16 protein-coding genes are annotated in these 22,242 nt (G+C 48.4%); 8 read left to right on the top strand and 8 right to left on the bottom strand.

Features of this window, described 5'->3' with window-relative positions:
- Positions 1–117: 117 nt before the first annotated feature.
- Positions 118–1,569, bottom strand: a complete 1,452-nt coding sequence (xylE, locus tag ACQRBJ_RS00555) for a D-xylose transporter XylE (RefSeq protein WP_445302609.1) — start codon at positions 1,567–1,569, stop codon at positions 118–120.
- Between the two features lie 159 nt (positions 1,570–1,728).
- Between xylE and ACQRBJ_RS00560 the strand changes: the two genes are divergently transcribed.
- From ACQRBJ_RS00560 to ACQRBJ_RS00575, 4 genes are all read left to right on the top strand, one after another.
- On the top strand, positions 1,729–2,685 hold the full coding sequence (locus ACQRBJ_RS00560) for a methylenetetrahydrofolate reductase (protein ID WP_295346759.1): 957 nt from the start codon (positions 1,729–1,731) through the stop codon (positions 2,683–2,685).
- A 39-nt stretch (positions 2,686–2,724) separates the two neighbouring features.
- Positions 2,725–3,912 (top strand): ATP-binding protein, encoded by a 1,188-nt coding sequence (locus tag ACQRBJ_RS00565; protein ID WP_445302681.1) that lies wholly within the window; start codon positions 2,725–2,727, stop codon positions 3,910–3,912.
- A 91-nt stretch (positions 3,913–4,003) separates the two neighbouring features.
- Positions 4,004–5,353, top strand: coding sequence for a regulatory iron-sulfur-containing complex subunit RicT (locus ACQRBJ_RS00570; RefSeq protein ID WP_294967898.1), 1,350 nt, complete (start codon positions 4,004–4,006; stop codon positions 5,351–5,353).
- Complete coding sequence (locus ACQRBJ_RS00575) at positions 5,350–5,835, top strand: gliding motility lipoprotein GldH (RefSeq protein WP_445302610.1); 486 nt, start codon at positions 5,350–5,352, stop codon at positions 5,833–5,835. Before ACQRBJ_RS00570 ends, ACQRBJ_RS00575 begins: the two co-directional genes overlap by 4 nt.
- 67 nt (positions 5,836–5,902) lie before the next feature.
- Here the strand turns inward: ACQRBJ_RS00575 and rodA are convergent, their stop codons facing one another.
- From rodA to ACQRBJ_RS00605, 6 genes are all read right to left on the bottom strand, one after another.
- Positions 5,903–7,366 (bottom strand): rod shape-determining protein RodA, encoded by a 1,464-nt coding sequence (gene rodA, locus ACQRBJ_RS00580; RefSeq protein ID WP_445302611.1) that lies wholly within the window; start codon positions 7,364–7,366, stop codon positions 5,903–5,905.
- A 33-nt stretch (positions 7,367–7,399) separates the two neighbouring features.
- Positions 7,400–9,250, bottom strand: coding sequence for a penicillin-binding protein 2 (gene mrdA / locus ACQRBJ_RS00585; RefSeq protein WP_294967902.1), 1,851 nt, complete (start codon positions 9,248–9,250; stop codon positions 7,400–7,402).
- A 17-nt stretch (positions 9,251–9,267) separates the two neighbouring features.
- Positions 9,268–9,765, bottom strand: coding sequence for a rod shape-determining protein MreD (mreD, locus tag ACQRBJ_RS00590; protein WP_445302612.1), 498 nt, complete (start codon positions 9,763–9,765; stop codon positions 9,268–9,270).
- A 54-nt stretch (positions 9,766–9,819) separates the two neighbouring features.
- Positions 9,820–10,698, bottom strand: coding sequence for a rod shape-determining protein MreC (gene mreC, locus ACQRBJ_RS00595; protein WP_445302613.1), 879 nt, complete (start codon positions 10,696–10,698; stop codon positions 9,820–9,822).
- Positions 10,699–10,783: 85 nt separating this feature from the next.
- On the bottom strand, positions 10,784–11,806 hold the full coding sequence (locus ACQRBJ_RS00600; RefSeq protein ID WP_006847875.1) for a rod shape-determining protein: 1,023 nt from the start codon (positions 11,804–11,806) through the stop codon (positions 10,784–10,786).
- A 129-nt stretch (positions 11,807–11,935) separates the two neighbouring features.
- Positions 11,936–12,529, bottom strand: coding sequence for an IMP cyclohydrolase (locus tag ACQRBJ_RS00605; protein ID WP_294967907.1), 594 nt, complete (start codon positions 12,527–12,529; stop codon positions 11,936–11,938).
- A gap of 407 nt (positions 12,530–12,936) precedes the next feature.
- Between ACQRBJ_RS00605 and clpB the strand changes: the two genes are divergently transcribed.
- Positions 12,937–15,453: an ATP-dependent chaperone ClpB gene (gene clpB, locus ACQRBJ_RS00610; protein WP_294967909.1), complete on the top strand. Its 2,517-nt coding sequence runs from the start codon at positions 12,937–12,939 to the stop codon at positions 15,451–15,453.
- 74 nt (positions 15,454–15,527) lie between these two features.
- On the opposite strand, the gene ACQRBJ_RS00615 is transcribed toward clpB, so the two are convergent.
- Positions 15,528–15,704, bottom strand: a complete 177-nt coding sequence (locus ACQRBJ_RS00615) for a hypothetical protein (protein ID WP_445302614.1) — start codon at positions 15,702–15,704, stop codon at positions 15,528–15,530.
- 439 nt (positions 15,705–16,143) lie between these two features.
- Between ACQRBJ_RS00615 and hflX the strand changes: the two genes are divergently transcribed.
- The 3 genes from hflX to ACQRBJ_RS00630 are packed head-to-tail and all read left to right on the top strand — an operon-like array spanning position 16,144 to position 22,212.
- A complete protein-coding gene (hflX, locus tag ACQRBJ_RS00620; RefSeq protein ID WP_217760787.1) occupies positions 16,144–17,391 on the top strand; it encodes a GTPase HflX in 1,248 nt (415 codons plus the stop codon).
- Between the two features lie 22 nt (positions 17,392–17,413).
- Positions 17,414–19,270: a DUF4954 family protein gene (locus ACQRBJ_RS00625; protein ID WP_445302615.1), complete on the top strand. Its 1,857-nt coding sequence runs from the start codon at positions 17,414–17,416 to the stop codon at positions 19,268–19,270.
- Positions 19,271–19,305: 35 nt separating this feature from the next.
- The gene (locus ACQRBJ_RS00630; RefSeq protein WP_445302616.1) at positions 19,306–22,212 is read left to right on the top strand and encodes a M16 family metallopeptidase; all 2,907 of its coding nucleotides are present in this window, start codon (positions 19,306–19,308) and stop codon (positions 22,210–22,212) included.
- Positions 22,213–22,242 lie beyond the last annotated feature (30 nt).

Genomic DNA, 22,242 nt, shown 5'->3' on the forward strand with positions numbered 1-22,242 from the left:
TTATAAAACAACTTACAAATATATGTTCTGAAATCACTCAGTATGAAAACTAAATAAAAGGCGCGACAGTCGGGATTGACTATCGCGCCTACTTTTTTATTAATATACCACTATCAATTAATCTTTCTTCCAAAGCTTGGTCATATCCTCCAAAGTCTTACCCTTTGTCTCAGGAACCAACTTCCATACAAAGACAGCAGCAAGGATACAGATAACGCCATACAAACCGTATGTGAACCAATAACCCATGCTATTGGCAAGTGGTACGAACGATGTAGAAACAATCCAGTTGAAAATCCACTGGAAAGCTACAGCGATAGCTACAGCTGCACCACGGATGGTATTAGGGAACACCTCGGCAATAAGTACCCAGCAGATAGGTCCCCAAGAGAACATAAACGATGCAGAATAAACCATGATGGAAACCATGCAGAAAAGCTGCATATTAGGATTTCCAAAGGTTATTGCCACACCAATAGCACCCAAAGCCATACCCAGAGAGCCCGCAATGAGCAAAGGCTTGCGACCCAACTTCTCTACAGTAAAGATAGCAACACAAGTGAAACTGAGGTTCACAATACCATTGAATACGGTAAGCACCATAGGATTGTCAAATCCCATTGCCTCATAAATACGTGGTGCATAGTAAAGCACCGCATTGATACCTACAGCCTGCTGGAATACAGAAAGCATCACACCTACGAAAATACAGAGAAAACCGTAAGTCATCAGCTTTTCTGTCGTCTCGGTTACCGTATTCTTGATTTCATCCAGAATCTTCTTTGCCTCTGCAGCACCATTAATACGGGCAAGAATACGCTCTGCCTTCGCATCCTGACCTACCATAGCAAGATAACGTGGAGTCTCAGGAACAAAGCAGATAAGCAAGGCGAACAAACCTGCAGGAATCATCTCTGAACCAAACATGTATCTCCAACCAGTCTCGATAGCCCAAGCAGCTTCGCCACCATTGAGAATCTCATTCATACCATTACCCACACTCTGAATAGCAGGAGCTATATGATCGCCAAGGATAAAGAAGTTGACGAAATAAACTACCAGCTGACCAAAGATGATGGCAAACTGGTTCCAGCTAACCAACATACCACGGATATTACTTGGGGCAATCTCACCAATATACATAGGACAAACTGCAGAAGCCAAGCCTACACCAATACCACCAATAACACGATAAAGATTGAAGACGATAAGCAAGGTTAGATTTGGTTCTCCCTTTGGCAAGACTAAACTTTCAGGACACATAGAACCCCATGCAGAGATGAAGAACATCACACCCGCAAAGATCAGCGAGCGTTTACGTCCCCAGCTAGAAGCAAGCACTCCGGAAAGTGCCGAACCTATGATACAGCCAATCAAAGCACTGGAACTGGTAAATCCATGCCAGAAATCTGTATATACGAAATCACTTGCACCCATGAAGAATGCCTGTAAGCCCTTTTCGGCACCTGATATCACTGCGGTATCGTAACCGAAAAGCAAGCCGCCTAATACTGCGACCATCACAATTGAGATAAGATAGGCTTTAGAGCCCGTTTGTTTTTGTTCCATTATTTTTTAGGTTTGAATCTGTTTTGTTTTTGTAGTTCAGCGAAAATATTCTATATATTAACGCCTCTTCTCTTAAAATATTACGTATAAAGTGCACTTTTCCCCTATTTTTTTTGTAAATTTGCAACCAAATTATAATTTCAACAGAGATTACGTCATATGAATATAGCAGGTTTTCTACAAAATGAGGGCAATAAGCGAGGCTTTTCTTTCGAAGTTCTGCCTCCACTCAAGGGTAACGGAACAGCAGCCTTGTTCCGCACCATCGACAGCTTGAAGGATTATGCCCCTAGGTTTATCAACATTACGACACATCACAGCGAATACGTTTACAAGGAATTGGAAAACGGTTTGTTGTCGCGCCAGCGTGTACGCCGACGTCCGGGTACCGTTGCCATTGCAGCTGCCATCCAGAACAAGTACGATATTCCTGTCATTCCGCACGTCATCTGCAGTGGCGTCAGCAAGGAAGACATTGAGTACGAGCTGCTCGATCTCCAGTTTCTGGGCATCAGCAATATTCTGGTACTTCGCGGTGATAAGGCTAAGGATGATAGAGTATTCACCCCAACCCTGAATGGTCATGCGAATGCAACCGACCTCTTGAAGCAGGTGAACCAATTCAACGAAGGTTTCTTCTGCGACGGTACTCCTATCAAGCATCCTGGCGAGAAATTCTGCTGCGGCGTAGCTTGCTATCCGGAGAAGCACGAAGAAGCTCCTAATCTGGAAATGGATATGCAGCACTTGCTGGAGAAGCAGAAGTTGGGCGCAGCATACGCTGTAACCCAGCTCTTCTACGACAACCAGAAATTCTATGACTTTGTAGACAAGGCTCGGAAGATAGGTATCACCATTCCTATCATCCCCGCCCTGAAGCCATTTGCCAAGCTGAGCCAGCTCACTGTGGTACCAAAGACCTTCCATTGCGACATTCCTGAGGATTTGGCGCAGGAGGTATTAAAGTGCAAGACGGATGAAGATGCCAAAGCTCTCGGCATCGAATGGACAACCGCCCAGGTGAAAGACCTGTTCGAGCACGGCTACAACAATATACATTTCTTCACCGTTTCGGCTGTGGAAAGCGTAAAGCAGATTACCAAAACTCTGTTTTAGGGTAGAGGAACCTGCTACAGGAAGGTAAAGGTTAGGTGCCTGGAGCAAAAACTTCAGGCTACTAATCATAAAGTTCAATGTTCAAAATTCAAAGTTCAAAGTAAAAAGAGTTCAATGTTAAAGAAGGAAGTGATAGGTCAGCAAGAAGTATGGAACCGTCTGATGGAGATGGTTCAGGAGAACCGCATCCCCCATGCTTTGATGTTTTGCGGACCGGAAGGTTGCGGTAAACTGGCGATGGCACTGGCTTTCGCCAGCTATCTGCTTGGAGATTCTCCGATGCTCAACAAATGGGAACATCCCGACCTTCACTTCACCTACCCAACCATCAAGACGTCCGATATGGGCAGCGACCATACTCCGGTTAGCGATGATTTCATCAAGGAATGGCGCGAGATGCTGCTCAAGGATGGACCTTACATGCTGATTGGTGAATGGATGCAGAAGATGGGCAAAAGCGATGCCGACTTAAACAAGCAAGCCATCATCACCGCCGAAGAAAGTGATGCTCTTGCCAAGAAACTCATCATGATGTCGAGCCAGGGCGGTTACAAGATCAGCCTGATATGGCTGCCGGAAAGAATGAACCAGCAGAGTGCCAACAAGATATTGAAACTCCTGGAAGAACCACCTCGCCAAACCCTCTTCCTGCTCGTTAGCGAACAGCCTGAACTTCTTCTGGAAACTATCAGAAGCCGAACCCAGCGCATCGATTTCAAGAAGATTGCTACAGAAGACATTGAGCAGGCATTGATAGAACGCAGGGCTTTGGAACCCGACATGGCACACCGGATAGCCCGCATCGCCAACGGCAACTGGAATGCAGCACTGGAAGAACTCAATGCCGGCAATGAGAAAAGACAGCATCTCGACATGTTTATCATGCTGATGCGACTCGCCTACATGAGAAATATTCACGACCTGAAGAAATGGAGCGAAGTGGTTTCCACCTTCGGAAGAGAGAAGCAGAAGAGAATGCTCGATTACTTCATGCACATGCTCAGGGAAAGCTTCATGTACAACTTCCGACAGGCAGAACTGAGCTACATGACGCAGGAAGAGGAAAACTTCGCCAGGAACTTCGCCCGCTTCATCAACGAGGCGAACATCATCGACATATCCAACCTCTTCGAGGAGAGCAAACGGTTCATCGGGCAGAATGCCAATCCTAAGATTGTATTCTTCGACCTGGCACTCAAGATTATCGTACTGCTCATCAGGAAGTGAGGATAGAATCAAGAAGAGCGGAAAAATGAAGAGAAACAAAGGGCGTAAGCCTATCAATATACATTAATAATATTATAAAATAGATTTTATCGTGGATTACAAGAATATGAAATTCAGATTGTGGAACGGCTGCGACCGAGGACTCTGCTGCAAGGCGGTGGGACGACAGGACAGACAGCTGAACACATACGACTGGCTCGCAGACGTGCCAGGTAACGCCGAGAGCACCGACCTCGTAGAAGTGCAATTCAAGAATACCCGAAAGGGATATTACCATAATGTGAATAACCTCGACCTCAAAAAGGGCGACATAGTGGCTGTAGAAGCCAACCCTGGTCACGACATCGGTGTGGTTACACTCACCGGTAGACTCGTGAAACTGCAGCTGAAGAAGGCAAATCTCAAGTCGCAGGACGACATCAAGCGCATCTATCGCATTGCCAAGCAGGTAGACCTCGACAAATGCAAGGAAGCAAAGAGCCGCGAGCATGCTACCATGATTCAGAGCAGACAGATTGCCCTGGACCTGGGATTGAAGATGAAAATCGGAGACGTAGAGTATCAGGGTGATGGCAACAAGGCTATTTTCTACTATATCGCCGATGAGCGAGTAGACTTCCGTCAGCTCATCAAGGTGCTTGCTGATACCTTCCACGTGCGCATCGAGATGAAGCAGATTGGTGCCCGTCAGGAAGCAGGCCGCATCGGTGGTACCGGTCCTTGTGGTCGCGAACTCTGCTGCGCTACATGGATGAAGAATTTTGTGAGCGTCAGCACCAATGCCGCACGCTATCAGGACATCTCGCTCAACCCTCAGAAGTTGGCAGGTATGTGCGCCAAGCTGAAATGTTGTCTCAACTATGAGGTAGACAACTATGTAGAAGCAAGTCGCAAGATGCCTCCAAAGGATGCAGTTCTGCAGACTGCCGATGGCGAATTCCATCAGTTCAAGGTAGATATTCTGGCTGGTCTCATCACCTATTCTTCTGATAAGAATCTGGCTTCAAACCTCGAAACTATTACCGCAGCACGTGCCAAGGAAATCATCGAGATGAACCGGAATGGCGAAAAGCCTCTCAGCCTGTTGGAGAACGGAAAGATCAAGGAATCTTCCAAGCCTATCGATTTGCTCAACGAATCAGACTTGAGCCGCTTCGACAAGTCGAAGAAAAAGAAAAAGAAAAATAACAAGAATCGTAACCGCCAGGACGCAGACAATAAGGCAAACAAGCAGCAGAACGAGAACCGACAGCAGCAGAACGGCCAGCAGGGCGAGAACCGACAGCAGCAGAACGGTCAGCAGGGCGAGAAACAGCAGCAAGGCGAGAACCGTCAGGGCAACCGTCATCAGAACGGCAACAACAATCGCCGTCGCGACAATCGCAATCGTCAGCCACGCCAGCAGCATGGTGGTGATAAAAAGCCAGAAGACAAGAAATGAAACGACTGATATATTTGATATTGGTAATGGTAGCAACCATGTCGCTCCCTTCCTGCAAGCATTCTACCGTATTCGACAGTTATGCGCATACCCCGATTGCAGGATGGGAGAAGAACGACACGCTCTCGTTCGAGATTCCACCTCTTCTGGAAGGCGGCTATTACAACCAGAGTCTGGGGCTCCGCATCACGGGTAATTATCCTTTCATGGGACTTACCCTCATCGTGGAGCAGAACATCTACCACAACAACAAGCATGTGCCCAGCGCATGCAAGACAGACACCGTAAACTGTCAGCTGATAGACAAGAACGGTGTAAGCAAAGGGCAAGGCATCAGCTACTATCAGTACAACTTCCCTATCAACGTCTACAGGTTGAATCAGGGAGACTCTATCCACATCACTGTGCGTCATGACATGAAGCGCGAGATTCTGCCTGGCGTAAGCGATATCGGAGTGAAGATAACAAAAAATGACCAATGAGGATTTCCCATTGGTCATTTTTCTTTTATCCCAGTTTCTTAGCAGAATTCTAGCTCTTTACCAGATTCTAGCTTCTTACCAGATTTCTACCTGCATCTATTCTCAGGAAGATGAAGAGCAGAATGGTAAAGCCCCAAAGCGAACTACCGCCATAACTGAAGAACGGCAGCGGAATACCGATTACAGGCGTCAGTCCCAGCACCATTCCTACATTAATAAACAGGTGGAACAGGAAAACACTCAGCACGCAATAGCCGTATATTCGTCCGAACTTGAAAGGTTGTCGCTCTGCCAGGTGTATCAGTCTCAATATCAACGCCAGGAAGAGCAGCAAAACACCTGCCGAACCCAGGAATCCTTCCTCCTCTCCTACCGTACAGAAGATGAAGTCAGTATCCTGCTCTGGCACGAACTTGAGCTTAGTCTGGGTTCCATTCAGGAATCCCTTACCCTGCAAACCTCCCGAACCGATGGCAATCTCGCTCTGATGAACATTATATCCGGCACCCGCCAAGTCTTCATCCAGACCCAGAAGCACGTTGATACGAACTCGCTGGTGAGGCTCCATCACATTATTCAGTACGTAGTCGGCACTATAGAAGAAGGCGATAGAACCGAGAGAGAATAACGAGATGAAGAAATAGTTTCTGAATCTCGTTCTCAAACCATGGTAAACCAGGAATCCTATCATCAGCGCACATAGCAGGAGCTGTATCCACACGATATCGAACGGAATGACATAGGTGGAGAAAAGGGCAAATATCAGCGTAATACCCAGGGAATAGCCCAGGATGATAAGCGCATGTTTCTTATTGCCCGTATACGAATAGACCATACCCGAAGTAAAGATCTGTACCAGCAAAAGCACCACAAACTTGCCCACCGAGGTATAGGTATCCCACATCATCACGTTCTCATACTTCACTCCCAACACGAAATAAGCCACCATCGAAACTCCCGTAAAGAGCACGGCACCCGGCATTCCTTCGCGATAGAGCATCAGGAAGAAGGCTGAATAAACCAGCGCCGAACCCGTTTCACGCTGTCCCACGATACATACCATAGGAAGCATGATGATACCTACTGCCGCCATGAAATGCTTCATGTTGTGGATATTGAATCCATAGCTCGACATGAATTTCGCTACAGCCAAAGCCGTTGCAAACTTACCGAACTCGGCAGGTTGCAGTCGGAGCGGTCCCAGGACGAGCCACGAATGCGAACCCTTGATGCTATGCGGATTGAATATCGTGGCAAAAAGCAGCAATATCAGTACCGCATAGATCACATACGAGAATGTATCGTAAATCCGGTCATCGAGCAAAAGAAGAACCAAACCCAATGCTATCGATGTTCCAATCCATACAATCTGCATACCCGAACGAGCACCTAAGCTGAAGATTTCATTGTCACCGTATGTGTAACTGGCACCACAGACACTGATCCAGCCAAAAGCCAGAAGTGCCAGATAGATGCCTATCGTCCACCAGTCGAGCGAACGCAGCACACTAGGTTGTTTATTATCGCTCATAATAATATAATTTATACATTATCAATTGTTCCCTTATCTACTGCTAGAACCGTATGCAATTCTGCGTGCCTGCATCTGGGCAGCCTGACTTTCAGAAGCAGGCGACAGTTTACCCTTCAGATATTGCTCCATCATCAAACCTCCGATAGGCACACCATAGTCGGCACCCCATCCACCATTTTCTACGTATACCGCAATGGCAATCTTCGGGTTGTTCATTGGTGCAAAACCCATGAATACAGAGTGGTCATGGCCACGGTTCTGGGCAGTACCCGTCTTGCCGCAAGGCTCGAAATCGTAACGGGAAAGCATCTTACAGGTTCCCTTCAAGGCAGAACTTCTCATACCGGCAATTACATAGTTGTAAGCTCTGCGCGAAGCCTTGGTTACGTGCCTACGGGTGTAGAGCGTATCGAGCGGTTCACCCTTTACCTTGCGCACCACATGAGGCACATAGTAATAACCTCGGTTGGCAATAGTAGCACCCAGGTTGGCTATCTGCAACGGTGTCAGGTTCACCTCACCCTGTCCGATAGAGATACTGATGATGGTAAGTCCGTTCCATGATCCCTTGTAAGCCTTGTCATAGAACTGTGCATTCGGGATCAGTCCTCGCTTCTCACCCGGCAAGTCAATACCCAGCTTATAGCCGAATCCCATACTCACCATATAGTCTTTCCAGGTTGTCATGGCGTTCTGAACAGAACCATACTTACTCTTATTACCTATCATGTAGTAAAGTCCCCAACAGAAGTAACCGTTACAGGAAGTACTGATGGCATCCACAAGCGCAATAGGCGATGGGTGACCGTGACATCCTACGTGCAATCCTCTGTAAGAGAATCCGTGATTACATGGGAAGGCTGTACCTGGAGTGATGATACCTTCGGTCAGGAAAGTCAACGCCTGCGTGGTCTTGAAGGTAGAACCCGGAGGATACTGTCCCATGATACTACGGTTCAGGAGCGGTTTCCAAGGATTCTTGGAGAGCCACTTATGCATCTTTCCTCTGTTCTTACCCACCAGCTTACGAGGGTCGTAGGTTGGTGAAGAAACCATCGCCAGGACTTCACCGGTACGAGGGTCGATTGCCACGATACTTCCAATCTTGCCCTGGAGCAACCGTTCCCCGAGTGCCTGCAGATTGATGTCGATACCCAGGGTAAGGTCTTTACCTGCAATCGGCTTCTGGTCAAGCTTACCATTCTGATAACTGCCCTGTATTCGTCCGTGGGCATCTCGAAGCATAATCTTCACGCCCTTCTGGCCTCTGAGCTGCTTTTCATAATGTTTCTCCAGTCCCAGCTTTCCGATATAGTCACCAGGCTGATAGTAATCGTCCTCCTCAATATCGCTTTCCGAGACCTCTCCCACATCACCCAGCACATGGGCTGCGTAAGGATAGGTATATTCTCTCACGCTTCGTTTCTGAACATAGAAGCCAGGGAAACGGAACATCTTTTCCTGGAATACCGAGAAATCCTTGTCAGACAGCTGGCTCATAAAGAGCTGCTGCGTATATCTGGAATAGCCCGGATTCTTGGAACGGTCCTTGATGGTTTCCATACGCTTGTCAAACTGTTCCCTTGTAATTCCCAAGGAATTGCAGAAGTCCAAGGTATCGAGTCTTCCTTCCTGTTCCTTCATCACAACCATGATGTCATAAGAAGGCTGGTTATACACCATCAGCTTGCCGTTACGGTCGTAAATGGCTCCACGGGAAGGGAACTCAATCTGCTTCAGGAAGGCATTACTGTCGGCATTCTTCTTATAGTCGTCGCTCATAATCTGAAGCGTAAACAGACGAATGGAGTAAATGACCACAATAGCTATGGCCACTCCCCCAATAACAAATCTACGCTTTTCAAGATTGTAATCTATCATACACCTTATTTAATATATTATTTTCTGAAGCCCTCGATGGCCATGACCATCACCATAGTGATGACCGTACTGCCACCAATACACATGAGCCACTGCATCCAATTGAAGAAATTGAATGTTTCGAGTGTAAAAAACAAGAGATTATAAACGAGTACTATAATTAATACATACAGGAAATACGAACCCATACCGATGGTTCGCACCGACGGCTCCAGGTCGTCGGAACTATCACGAGGCACGAAGAGTTCGAAAAGATACGGTTGCAGCAGGCCTACCAGAGTCATGGAAGCAGCTGCAACACCAGGGGTATTGGCGAACACGTCAATACAAAGTCCCATCATGAAGCACCAGAGCAGCACCGCCCAGCGAGGGTGGTTTCTGCGGAAATGGAGCACCATGATGATATACAGCAAGGGGGTAGCGCAGTTGAAAAGGTGAATGTGATTAAACACCAATCCCTGCACCAGCACCAGCACCACGAAGATGCCGAGTCGTTTCATTAAATCTATACTCATTGCCAATATATCTCCTCTAAATTCTGAGTTTTTCTCCTCTTACTATATTTTATATTAATTATTATCTCCAGTACTACCATCTGGCTTGATGCTATCCTGGGCAGCACGCAGAATCTCCAATCGCTCCTTCATGGCAGCATCATCGATGACGCAGACATCACGAAGACGGGCGAAATCGGTAGAGAGTCGCAACTGTACACGATAACTAAGTCCGTCGGCAGAATTGAAAACGTGCAGAATCTTGCCCACTCTTATGCCAGGAGGGAACACAGCCGAATATCCGCTGGTCACCACAAAGTCGCCCAATTTAAAGTGCGCATGTCTAGGCACATCTTCCAGATAAGCCAACTCAGAAGAGCCGCCTTTCCATCTCAAATATCCGAAATATCCTCTGCCCTGGATGGTACAACTGATATTCGATTTTACATTGAGCACAGGAATCACGATGCTGTAATGCTCAGCCACGATATAAACGATGCCCACGACACCGGTTCCGCTGACCACACCCATATCCTTATGAATGCCCTCAGCACGTCCCTTGTCGATGGTCATGAGATTGCCTGGCTTATCGATACTGTTGTCCACCACCTTGGCTGGTATCAATCTATAGCTCTTCAGCATGGCAAACTGGTCACGTTTCAGGAAACTGCTGTCTTTGGTCAGGCTGACCAGACTGTCGGAAAGCTGCTTCACCTGATGTTCCAGATACACATTTCGCTGTGTCAGTTCCTGGTTCACCTTGGTAAGCGAGAAGAATGTCTCAACGTTCGAATTCCATTCGTAGAGCTTGCCCGTTACGACGTTGGCTGTAGAAAACCATGCGCTACCCTGATAGCTGTTATACTGAAACAAGAGCACCATGCTCACCACCTCAAGAATCAGGAAGAGAAACCAATGGTTGTATTTCTGTAAAAACTCTAAAAGGTTGTGCATATACTACTTATATATGATTAAAATTCCGCAAATGGGCACTATAGAATTAATGTCCAAATGCGGAACTTACCTTATTTTATTCTTATTATCTCATCAAGAATGAGAAGCGATCCACATTCTTCAATGCAATGCCTGCTCCCTTAGCCACACTGTGCAAAGGATCCTCTGCAATATGGAATGGAATGTTGATCTTGTCCTGGAGTCGCTTGTCGAGACCGCGGAGCAAAGCGCCACCACCAGAGAGCCAGATACCGTTCTTCACGATATCAGCATAAAGCTCAGGAGGTGTGTTCTCCAATGCTGAGAGCACAGCGTTCTCTATCTTTGCCACTGTCTTATCCAGACAATGTGCGATTTCCTGATAGCATACAGGTACCTCCATAGGGAGAGCGGTGATGCGGTTTGGACCGTGAACGATGAAGTCCTCTGGAGCCTCATCACCCAGGTCGGTCAATGCAGAACCTACATGAATCTTGATACGCTCAGCCATACGCTCAGAAACCTTCACGTTGTGCTGACGGCTCATATACTCCTGGATGTCTGCAGTAAGATCATCACCTGCAGTACGGATAGAGTTGTTGGATACGATACCACCCAGAGAGATTACTGCAATCTCGGTGCTACCACCACCTATATCAACTATCATATTACCCTCTGGTGCCTCTACGTCGATACCGATACCGATAGCAGCAGCCATAGGCTCAAAAATCAAATAAACATCACGACCGTCGGCATGCTCAGCAGAGTCGCGCACGGCACGAAGCTCCACCTCGGTAGAACCAGAAGGTACACCGATAACCATACGGAGAGAAGGTGAGAACAGACGGCTTCCTGTGTGAACCATCTTGATGAGTCCACGCATCATCTGCTCGCAGGCAGTAAAGTCGGCGATAACGCCATCTCGCAAAGGACGGATGGTACGGATGTTGTCATGAGTCTTCTCGTACATCATCTTAGCCTTCTCGCCCACAGCAATCATCTTGTCTGTTCTGCGGTCGAGGGCTACAACGGAAGGTTCGTCCACTACAATCTTATCATCACTGATAATGATGGTATTGGCAGTACCCAAGTCCATTGCGATTTCCTGAATAAATGAAAAAAATCCCATTTGTTGTAATGTAATACTAAAAATATTCTAAGCTTAAAATTTCATCGTATATAAAGACACATCCGAGAAGCCTCCGAAAGCATTTTTCAGAGACACCTCGGATTCAGCCTTGTCTCTACATGAGAGAGATTACTTGGCAAACCAAGCGTGAATAGCAGTATCGTAGTGAGAGCTTACACCGAATGCGCGCTCAGCAAACATCTTACGATCCTCAATGTCAGTCTCAGCACCCTTCTTCTTCAAGATATCGAGAAGCACGCAGTACTCTGCCTTGCTAGGTACGATGACTACATCCTTGAAGTTCTTGGCACCGGCACGGATCAGAGAGATTCCGCCGATATCAATCTTCTCGATGATGTCTGCATCGCTGGCACCGCTAGCTACAGTCTGCTCGAATGGATACAAGTCAACGATCACGAGGTCAATAGAAGGAATTTCATACTCCTTCATCTGCTCCTGATCGCCCTCGTTGTCACGACGAGCCAAGATACCACCGAATATTTTTGGGTGAAGAGTCTTCACACGACCACCAAGGATAGATGGATATGTGGTAACGTCCTCTACTTTCTGACATTCATAACCAAGAGATTCAATAAATTTCTGGGTACCACCAGTACTCAAGAACTTAACACCCTCTTCATTCAGCTTAGCGAGCAACTCGTCTAAGCCATCCTTGTGGAAGACAGACACCAAAGCTGTCTTAATTTTCTTTGTTTCAGCCATTAACTATTTATCTATTTTGAATTAGACTTCAATCTATTTTTTAAATCGCTGCAAAGTTACGAAAAACATTTGAAATACGCAAATATTTAAGAGCTATTATCACAATTTAAAGCTATTATTTAATAATTTGCGGTAAATCAAGAAATGGCTCAGACATTTTGACAGAGAAACCGAGAAAAAAGAGACGAGTTTCTGGAAAAATCAGACAAAACGTCAGAAAAACACAGAAAAAGCCCAACAGGGCACACTATTCGCTTCCTGGGTTTGCGATGCTGAAAGCCGGACGGGGCTGAGGTTTCAGAAGCTGAAAGTCCAAAAGGCCGAAGCTTTCCCGAAGCAGAAAACCCACAAAGGCTGAAGCATCCATAACATAAGTAGAAAATAACAATTAGAAAGGAGATTAAGATATGACATTCGACAAATTTACAATCAAGGCGCAGGAAGCGGTGCAGGCCGCTGTGAACATAGCGCAGAGAAATGGTCAGCAGACCATCGAACCGGTGCATCTTCTCAGTGGTATCATCGAGAAAGCACCTGATGTAACCAACTATATCTTCCAGAAGCTGGGCATGAACGGCAATCAGATTGCCATGCTCCTTCAGCAGGAGATGCAGCATCTGCCTCGCGTGCAGGGTGCCGGTCAGCCATACCTCTCGGGCGATACCAACCAGATACTGATCAACGCCGAGGACATCGCCAAGAAGATGGGAGATGAATTCGTAAGCGTGGAACCTATCCTCCTCGCTATCCTCAAAAGCAACTCTACCGCTGCCCGAATCCTCAAGGATGCGGGTGCCAACGAAAAGGACCTTACCGCAGCCATCCAGGCTTTGCGACAGGGTCAGAACGTGAAGAGCCAGAGTGCCGATGAGAACTATCAGAGTCTTGAAAAGTACGCCAAGAACCTGGTAGAACAGGCTCGCAGCGGCAAGCTCGACCCGGTTATCGGACGTGATGAAGAGATTCGCCGTGTGCTCCAGATTCTCTCTCGCCGCACCAAGAACAACCCTATCCTCATCGGTGAGCCTGGTACAGGTAAAACCGCTATCGTAGAGGGACTTGCAGAGCGTATCGTTCGTGGCGACGTACCGGAGAACCTGAAGAACAAGCAGCTCTATTCGCTCGATATGGGTGCACTGGTTGCCGGTGCCAAATACAAGGGTGAGTTCGAGGAGCGTTTGAAGAGCGTCATCAAGGAGGTAACCAATGCCAATGGTCAGATTATCCTCTTCATCGATGAGATTCATACCCTGGTAGGTGCTGGCGGTGGCGAGGGTGCCATGGATGCAGCCAACATCCTGAAGCCAGCCTTGGCTCGTGGCGAATTGAGAGCCATCGGTGCCACAACCCTCAACGAGTATCAGAAGTACTTCGAGAAGGATAAGGCTCTGGAGCGCCGATTCCAGACCGTGATGGTGAATGAACCAGACGAGGTAGATGCCATCAGCATTCTCCGTGGTATCAAGGAGCGTTACGAGAACCACCACAAGGTTCGTATCCAGGATGACGCCTGTATCGCAGCAGTCAAATTATCAGAGAGATATATTTCTGATAGATTCCTCCCGGATAAGGCCATCGACCTGATGGATGAAGCCGCGGCCAAGCTCCGTATGGAGCGTGATTCCGTGCCAGAGGAACTGGATGAAATCACCCGCCACTTGAAGCAGTTAGAGATTGAACGTGAGGCCATTAAGCGTGAGAACGACCAGCCTAAGATTCAGCAGCTCGACAAGGAGATTGCAGAGTTGAAGGATAAGGAACATGACTTCCGTGCAAAGTGGGAAGGCGAAAAGGCTCTCGTCAACAAAATTCAGCAAGACAAGCAGGAGATGGAGAATCTCAAGTTCGAAGCTGAGCGCATGGAGCGTGAAGGCAATTACGAGCGTGTAGCCGAGATTCGCTACTCTAAGCTGGTAGCCCTTGAAGAGGATATCAAGAAGATTCAGGAGCAGCTGAAGAGCACCCAGGGCGGTGAGGCTATGATCCGTGAAGAGGTGACTGCCGATGATATTGCAGAGGTAGTAAGCCGCTGGACCGGAATACCAGTAAGCCGAATGATGCAGAGTGAGCGCGAGAAACTGCTCCATCTGGAGGAGGAGCTCCACAAGAGAGTCATCGGCCAGGACGAGGCTATCACAGCCGTAAGCGATGCCGTTCGCCGCAGCCGTGCCGGTTTGCAGGACCCTAAACGTCCTATCGCCAGCTTCATCTTCCTCGGCACCACCGGTGTAGGTAAGACCGAGCTTGCCAAGGCGCTTGCTGAGTATCTCTTCAACGACGAGTCAATGATGACGCGAATTGATATGAGTGAGTATCAGGAAAAGTTCAGTGTCACCCGTTTGATTGGAGCGCCTCCGGGGTATGTAGGATACGATGAGGGTGGCCAGTTGACCGAGGCTGTTCGCCGCAAGCCATACAGTGTGGTTCTCTTTGATGAGATTGAGAAGGCTCATCCTGATGTCTTCAACACCCTGCTCCAGGTATTGGACGATGGCCGATTGACCGACAACAAGGGCCGTGTGGTAAACTTCAAGAACACCATCATCATCATGACTTCCAACGCAAGCCGTGAGATGTTGCGAAAGACCTTCCGTCCGGAGTTCCTGAACCGTATCGACGACATCATCACCTTCCAGCCATTGACCAAGGATCAGATTGCCAAGGTTGTGGAGTTGCAGATGAACAGAGCCAAGAAGATGTTGGAGCCTCAGGGCTTCGATCTCCGCTGGACTCCAGCTGCCATCGGTTATCTTGCCGAGGTAGGTTACGATCCAGAGTTTGGTGCCCGTCCAGTAAAGCGTGCCATCCAGGATTACGTCTTGAACGATTTGAGCAAGAAGATTCTTTCAGAGGAAGTAAGTCGTGAGAAGCCAATCACCATCGATTACGTCAAGGATCACGGTTTGGTTTTCAAGAATGACTAAAGCTTCCCTCCGGAAGTCTCAAGAGAACCATAAGATTCAATAGGTTCTATAATATATACACAAGAAAGGTTCCTTCAAGAAGTAACATCCTTCGAAGGAACCTTTTTTATGCTTGACAGCAAACCCTTGCCCCCTTCACACGATACATTCACTGCCAATTTGCCATCAGGCGATTTGACGGTATAGTTGCCCGCCTGTGCTGCGAGAGCACCGAGCAAATAAATACCAGCAATACCAATTTTTTGCTTCATCTTGTCTACATTTATAGATTTAATAATTCTGTCAGTTGTCGGAAATACACCCAAGAAAAGCGAATCAGCTTCAGTTTTCTTCCTCAGATGCAAACCATTTGGTTGCAAAGATAAGCAAGAAAACCAAAAGCCCCGACATCACGTCGAGGCTCTTGAAGTTTTTGAATGTTTCAGCAGTTGTGTTTTTTATGTAGTTATGATTTATATCTTTGAAAATCAGTTTTTCTTTCTGGGTGCAAAAGTAATAATAAAATTGATGCAAATCAAAAAAAAGACAGTTTTTTATGCAAAAAAGAACGTAAACGTTTGCAAGTTTTGCTCTACCGATAAGGGACCATTAGCAATAAAAAATCAAAAAACATTCGGTTTTATTTTGTATTGTCTGCATTTTACAGTATCTTTGCACCTAATTATATATATAATAGACACGTATACGTAAATGAAAGAATTTGTAATATCAGAAGTCAAGGCGGAAACCGCTGTGCTCGTGGGTCTGATTACCAAGACACAGGACGAAGCCAAGACCAAGGAATATCTCGACGAGTTGGAATTCCTTGCCGATACGGCTGGCGCAGTCACCGTGAAGCGATTCACGCAGAAGGTGGTTTCGCCTAACCAGACTACCTATGTGGGCAAGGGTAAGCTCGAGGAAATCAAGCAATATATCAAGGAAGAAGAGGAGGAAGACAGAGAAATCGGTATGGTTATCTTTGATGATGAACTCTCTGCCAAGCAAATCCGAAATATCGAGCAGGAACTGCAGGTGAAGATTCTGGACCGTACTTCGCTCATCCTCGACATCTTCGCCATGCGTGCACAGACGGCAGCTGCCAAGACCCAGGTAGAGCTGGCACAGTATCGCTACATGCTGCCTCGTCTGCAAAGACTCTGGACTCACCTGGAACGCCAGGGTGGTGGTTCCGGCTCAGGTGGCGGAAAGGGATCGGTAGGTCTGCGTGGACCGGGTGAAACCCAGCTCGAGATGGACCGCCGTATCATCCTGGGCAGAATGAGCCTGCTCAAGGAGCGACTGGCTGAAATCGACAAGCAGAAGAACACCCAGCGCAAGAACCGCGGAAGAATGATCCGCGTGGCTCTCGTGGGCTATACCAACGTAGGAAAATCCACCATCATGAACCTGCTCTCGAAGAGCGAGGTGTTTGCCGAGAACAAGCTCTTTGCTACCCTCGATACCACCGTGAGAAAGGTGGTGGTAGACAACCTGCCGTTCCTCCTCGCAGATACCGTAGGATTCATCCGAAAGCTGCCTACCGACCTGGTGGACTCCTTCAAGAGCACCCTGGATGAGACCCGTGAGGCAGACCTGCTGCTCCATGTAGTAGACATCTCCCACCCTGACTTTGAAGAGCAGATACAGGTGGTAGAGAACACGCTGAAGGAACTGGACTGTGCCGACAAGCCATCGATGATTGTCTTCAACAAGATAGACAACTATTCCTGGATTGAGAAGGAGGAAGACGACCTCACCCCTATGGAGAAGGAAAACATTCCGCTGGAAGACCTCAAGAAGACCTGGATGGCAAAGCTCAACGATGACTGCCTGTTCATCTCGGCAAAGAACAAGGAGAACATCGACGAGTTCCGTGAGGTGTTGTACAAGAAAGTAAGAGAGCTCCACGTACAGAAGTATCCATACAACGACTTCCTGTACCAGGATTATGAATAAACTATAAAAACGTATCAACAATATGAATGACTACAGACCCCTAACCTCCGAGGAAATCGAGGTACTCAAGAGCAACGACTGCTGGGCTGAAGACTGGACATCCATCAATGTCTCAGAAGATTTCAAACCGAACTTCATGCACCGCGTGATGCTCTACGGCGAAGTGAACATCGGCGCCTTCAACAAGAATGTAGAGGTGAGCCAAGGCTTCGTAAAGCACTCTGGCATCAACAATGCCACCCTGCGCAATGTAACTATAGGTGATGACTGCCTCATCGAGAACGTAGGCAATTTCATCAACAACTACAACATCGGGGATGATTGCTACATCTCGAACATCTCTACCATGGAAACCACCGAGGGAGCAACCTACGGTGAGGGCAACCTGGTGAGCGTGCTCAACGAGGTGGGAGAAGGCAACGTCATTCTCTTCAGCGATCTGAACAGTCAGCTTGCCGCCTTCATGGTGAAGCATTTCTCCGACAAGGAACTGAAGGAGAAGATCAGACAGCTCATCAAGACCGACATCGACAACAAGATGCCGGAACGCGGACAGATAGGCAACAACGTGAAGATTGTCAACACCAAGGAGATTACCAACTGTGTCATCTACGACCTCTGCGAGGTAAACGGTGCCTCACGACTCAGCGACTGTACGCTGCTCGGTTCGGTTCACGGCAACGTATATGTCGGCACGGGAGTCATCATCGAGAACTCAATCATCGCCGAGGGTTCCAGCGTTATCAACAGCGTGAAGATACAGGACTGCTTCGTGGGAGAAGCCTGCCAGCTGAGCAACGGTTTCACAGCCTCAGCCTCCGTATTCTTTGCCAACAGCTATATGAGCAACGGTGAGGCGTGCGCCGCCTTCTGTGGTCCATTCACGGCATCGCATCACAAGAGCAGCCTGCTTATCGGCGGCATGTTCTCGTTCTACAATGCCGGTTCAGCCACCAACTTCTCCAACCATGCCTACAAGATGGGGCCAATGCACTGGGGCATCCTGGAGCGCGGTTCGAAGACAGCCAGCGGTGCCTATCTGCTGATGCCAGCCACCCTGGGTTCGTTCTCAGTATGCTTCGGCAAGCTGATGCACCACCCTAACACCCGCAACCTGCCATTCGCCTATCTGATAGCCGATGGCGACAAGATGTTCCTCATTCCGGGCAGAAACATCACCACCGTGGGCTTGTACCGCGACATCAAGAAATGGCCTAAGCGCGACCTCCGTGCACCGGAAAACCGCAAGAGCATCGTCAACTTCGACTGGCTCTCTCCGTTCTCCGTAGGCGAAATCCTGAAGGGCAAGAAGATATTGGAGAACCTGCGCGAGGTGACGGGCGACAACGTTTCGCAGTACCTCTACCACGAATACATCATCCCGGCTACATCGCTCCACAAGGGCATCAAATACTACGATATCGCCCTGCGCATCTACATGGGTGCCGTGCTGAAGCGAGTTTTGAAGCGCGATCCTTCCATCACCCCTCCTACCACGGAGATAGGAACCAGCGACTGGGATGACCTCTCCGGACTCCTCCTGCCGGTTAGCGAGGAAGAGCGCATCATCTCCGACCTGAAGGATGGAACCATCGAAACCATCCAGGAGCTCATCAGCCGCTTCGAGGAGATTGATGCCAACTATCGCGAATACCAGTGGGCATGGACCTACAAGATGATCTGCGACTACTACCACATCTCCGAGATTACCCTGGAGGATGCCAACCTCATCCACGAGGACTACATCAAGGCACGCCGCTCATGGATAGCGGAAATCAAGAAGGATGCCGAAAAGGAGTATGCCATGGGCGATGTGGAGGAAGAGGTTTTCAGAAACTTCGTCAACAGTCTGGACCAGGAAGTGGAATACGAGAATTAATTCATAATGAAGAATTAACAATTTATAATTAAGAAATGAAGATCAAGCACGTTTTGCTGGCAGCTGTCCTGATGGGCAGCCTCAGCGCCACAGCTAAGGATTATCATTACACCACCATCCCCGGTGATGCGATGAAGACACGCATCTATACCCTCGACAACGGTCTGACGGTGTATATGTCAGTCAACAAGGAAAAGCCTCGTCTGCAGGCAAACATCGCAGTGAAGACAGGTTCCAGAAACGACCCTGCCGAAACAACCGGTCTTGCCCACTATCTGGAGCACCTGATGTTCAAGGGAACCCAGAAGTTCGGAACCACAGACCATGCCAAGGAAAAGCCTTATCTCGACGAAATCACTCGCCGATATGAGAGCTACCGCAAGCTGACCGACCCTGCACAGCGCAAGCAGGCTTATCACGAAATCGACTCGGTTTCGCAGCTGGCAGCCAAGTACAACATCCCGAACGAGTACGACAAGCTGATGGCGAGCATCGGAAGCCAGGGCACCAACGCCTATACTTCCAACGATGTGACCTGCTATGTAGAGAACATCCCGAACAACGAGATAGAGAATTGGGCTAAGGTACAGAGCGACCGATTCCAGAACATGGTGATCCGCGGTTTCCATACCGAGCTGGAGGCTGTATACGAGGAGAAGAACATCTCCATGGCTAGCGACAACACCAAGGAGTTTGCTGCCCTCTGGAAGCTTCTCACCCCTACCCATCCTTACGGTACCCAGACCACCATCGGTGAGCAGGAGCATCTCAAGAACCCTAGCATCATCAATATCCAGAACTATTTCCATCGCTACTATGCACCGAACAATGTGGCTATCTGCCTGGCAGGTGATTTCGACCCAGACCAGACCATCTCCATCATCGACAAGTACTTCGGTTCATGGAAGAAGAACGAGAATCTCTCCCGTCCTGAGTTCAGCCTGCAGCCGGACATTACTGCCGTCAAGGATACAGCCGTAGTGGGCAAGGAGGCTGAGAACGTGATGCTCGCATGGAAATTCAAGGGCGCCAACGACAAGGAGAGCGATGTGCTCGATGTCATCGAAGACATGCTTTCCAACGGTAAGGCTGGACTGATGGAGGTTGACCTGGAGCAGCAGATGAAGCTGGCTTCTGCCGGAGCCTTCGTCTACGGTCTGCACGACTATTCTGCCTTCATCCTTGCCGGTAATCCTAACAAGGGTCAGAAGCTGGAAGAGGTACGCAGTCTCATGCTCCAGGAGATGGCGAAGCTGCGCCGTGGAGAATTCGACAACGACCTCCTGCCTTCGGTCATCGCCAACAAGAAGCTGAACTTCTACAGAGGTCTCGACAGCAACGACAACCGTGCCAGCATCATGGTAGACGCCTTCATCAACGACGAGAAATGGGAAGACGTAGCCGGCAAGCTGGAACGTCAGAGCAAGCTGACCAAGCAGGACATCGTGGATTTCGCCAACAAATATCTGCGCGACGACAACTTCGTATGCGTCTACAAGCGCATGGGCGAGGATACAACCTTGAAGAAGATTGAGAAGCCAGCCATCACTCCTATTCCGGCAAACCGCGAGTATGAGAGTGCTTTCGTCAAGGAAATCAAGAACGCCCAGGTGCCTGAAATCCAGCCTCAGTTCCTCGATTTCAAGAAGGATCTTACCGTAGGCAAGACCAGCAGAAAGCTGCCTCTCGTATACAAGCAGAACACCCAGGACGACCTCTTCAACCTCGTATTCCGCTACGAGTTCGGCGATGAGGATGATATCCGCTACAGCTATGCAGCCCAGTATCTCGACTATATCGGAACCGACAAGAAGAGCGTTTCTGCCATCAAGCAGGCTTTCTACAAGCTAGCTTGCAACTTCAGCGTCTCCCAGGGTTCCAAGACTCTGCAGATCAGCCTCAACGGTTTGAACGAGAACCTTCCTGCAGCTCTCCAGCTGACGGAGGAAATCCTGCACCATGCCAAGGCAGACAAGACCTCATGGAACCAGTTCATCGACCTCATCGAGAAGCAACAGCAGGATGCCAAGACCAACCAGCAGTCAAACTTCAGCCATCTCTGGAGCTACAGCACCTACGGTGCCTACAACCCAATCCGCAACGCCATCAAGACTGCAGACCTGCGCAAGATGGATCCTCAGGAGCTCGTCAATCTTCTGGGTGGACTGAACAACATCGAGCACACCGTGGCTTACTACGGTCCTTACAGCGAGAAGCAGCTCAACGCCCTGCTCGCCAAGGAGCACAAGACAGCCAAGAAGCTTGCTGCCGTTCCTGAGGGCAAGGAGTACAAGATGGAGGAAATCAAGCAGAACGAGATTTATATCGCTCCTTACGATGCCAAGAACATCTATCTGCGTTCTTACCAGAACACCGGAAAGAAGAGCGATGTGAAGGACGGGGGCCTGATTTCTCTCTTCAATGAATATTATGGTGGCGGCATGAATACCATCGTCTTCCAGGAGCTTCGTGAGACCCGCGGTCTGGCTTACAATGCCGGTGCTGCCTACTACACTCCAGTTCGCAAGGACGAGAAGGATTACTTCATGCGTCACGTCATCACCCAGAATGACAAGATGATGGACTGCATCCACGTCTTCGATGAGATTACCGACAATCTCCCACAGAACGAGGCTTCCTTCAATCTTGCCAAACAGAACCTGATGAAGTCTATCCAGAGCCGTCGCGTTACCAAGGCTGGCGTCATCAATGCCTACTTCAATGCCAAGCTGATGGGTATCGACTATGATGTAACCAAGCTCTACTACGAGCAGCTCCCTTCTCTGACTCTCCAGGACATCACGAACTTCGAGAAGCAGAATATCGTAGGCAAGCCATACCGCATGGTGATCCTCGGTGATGAGAAGAATCTTGACATGAAGAGTCTGGAGAAGATTGCTCCTATCAAGAGATTGAGCCAGGAAGAAATCTTTGGATATTGATAATGTATAATTAATAATGTACAATTAATA

Origin of the sequence: Prevotella sp. SGI.167 (genome assembly GCF_050313615.1) — a bacterium.
Taxonomy (GTDB): domain Bacteria; phylum Bacteroidota; class Bacteroidia; order Bacteroidales; family Bacteroidaceae; genus Prevotella.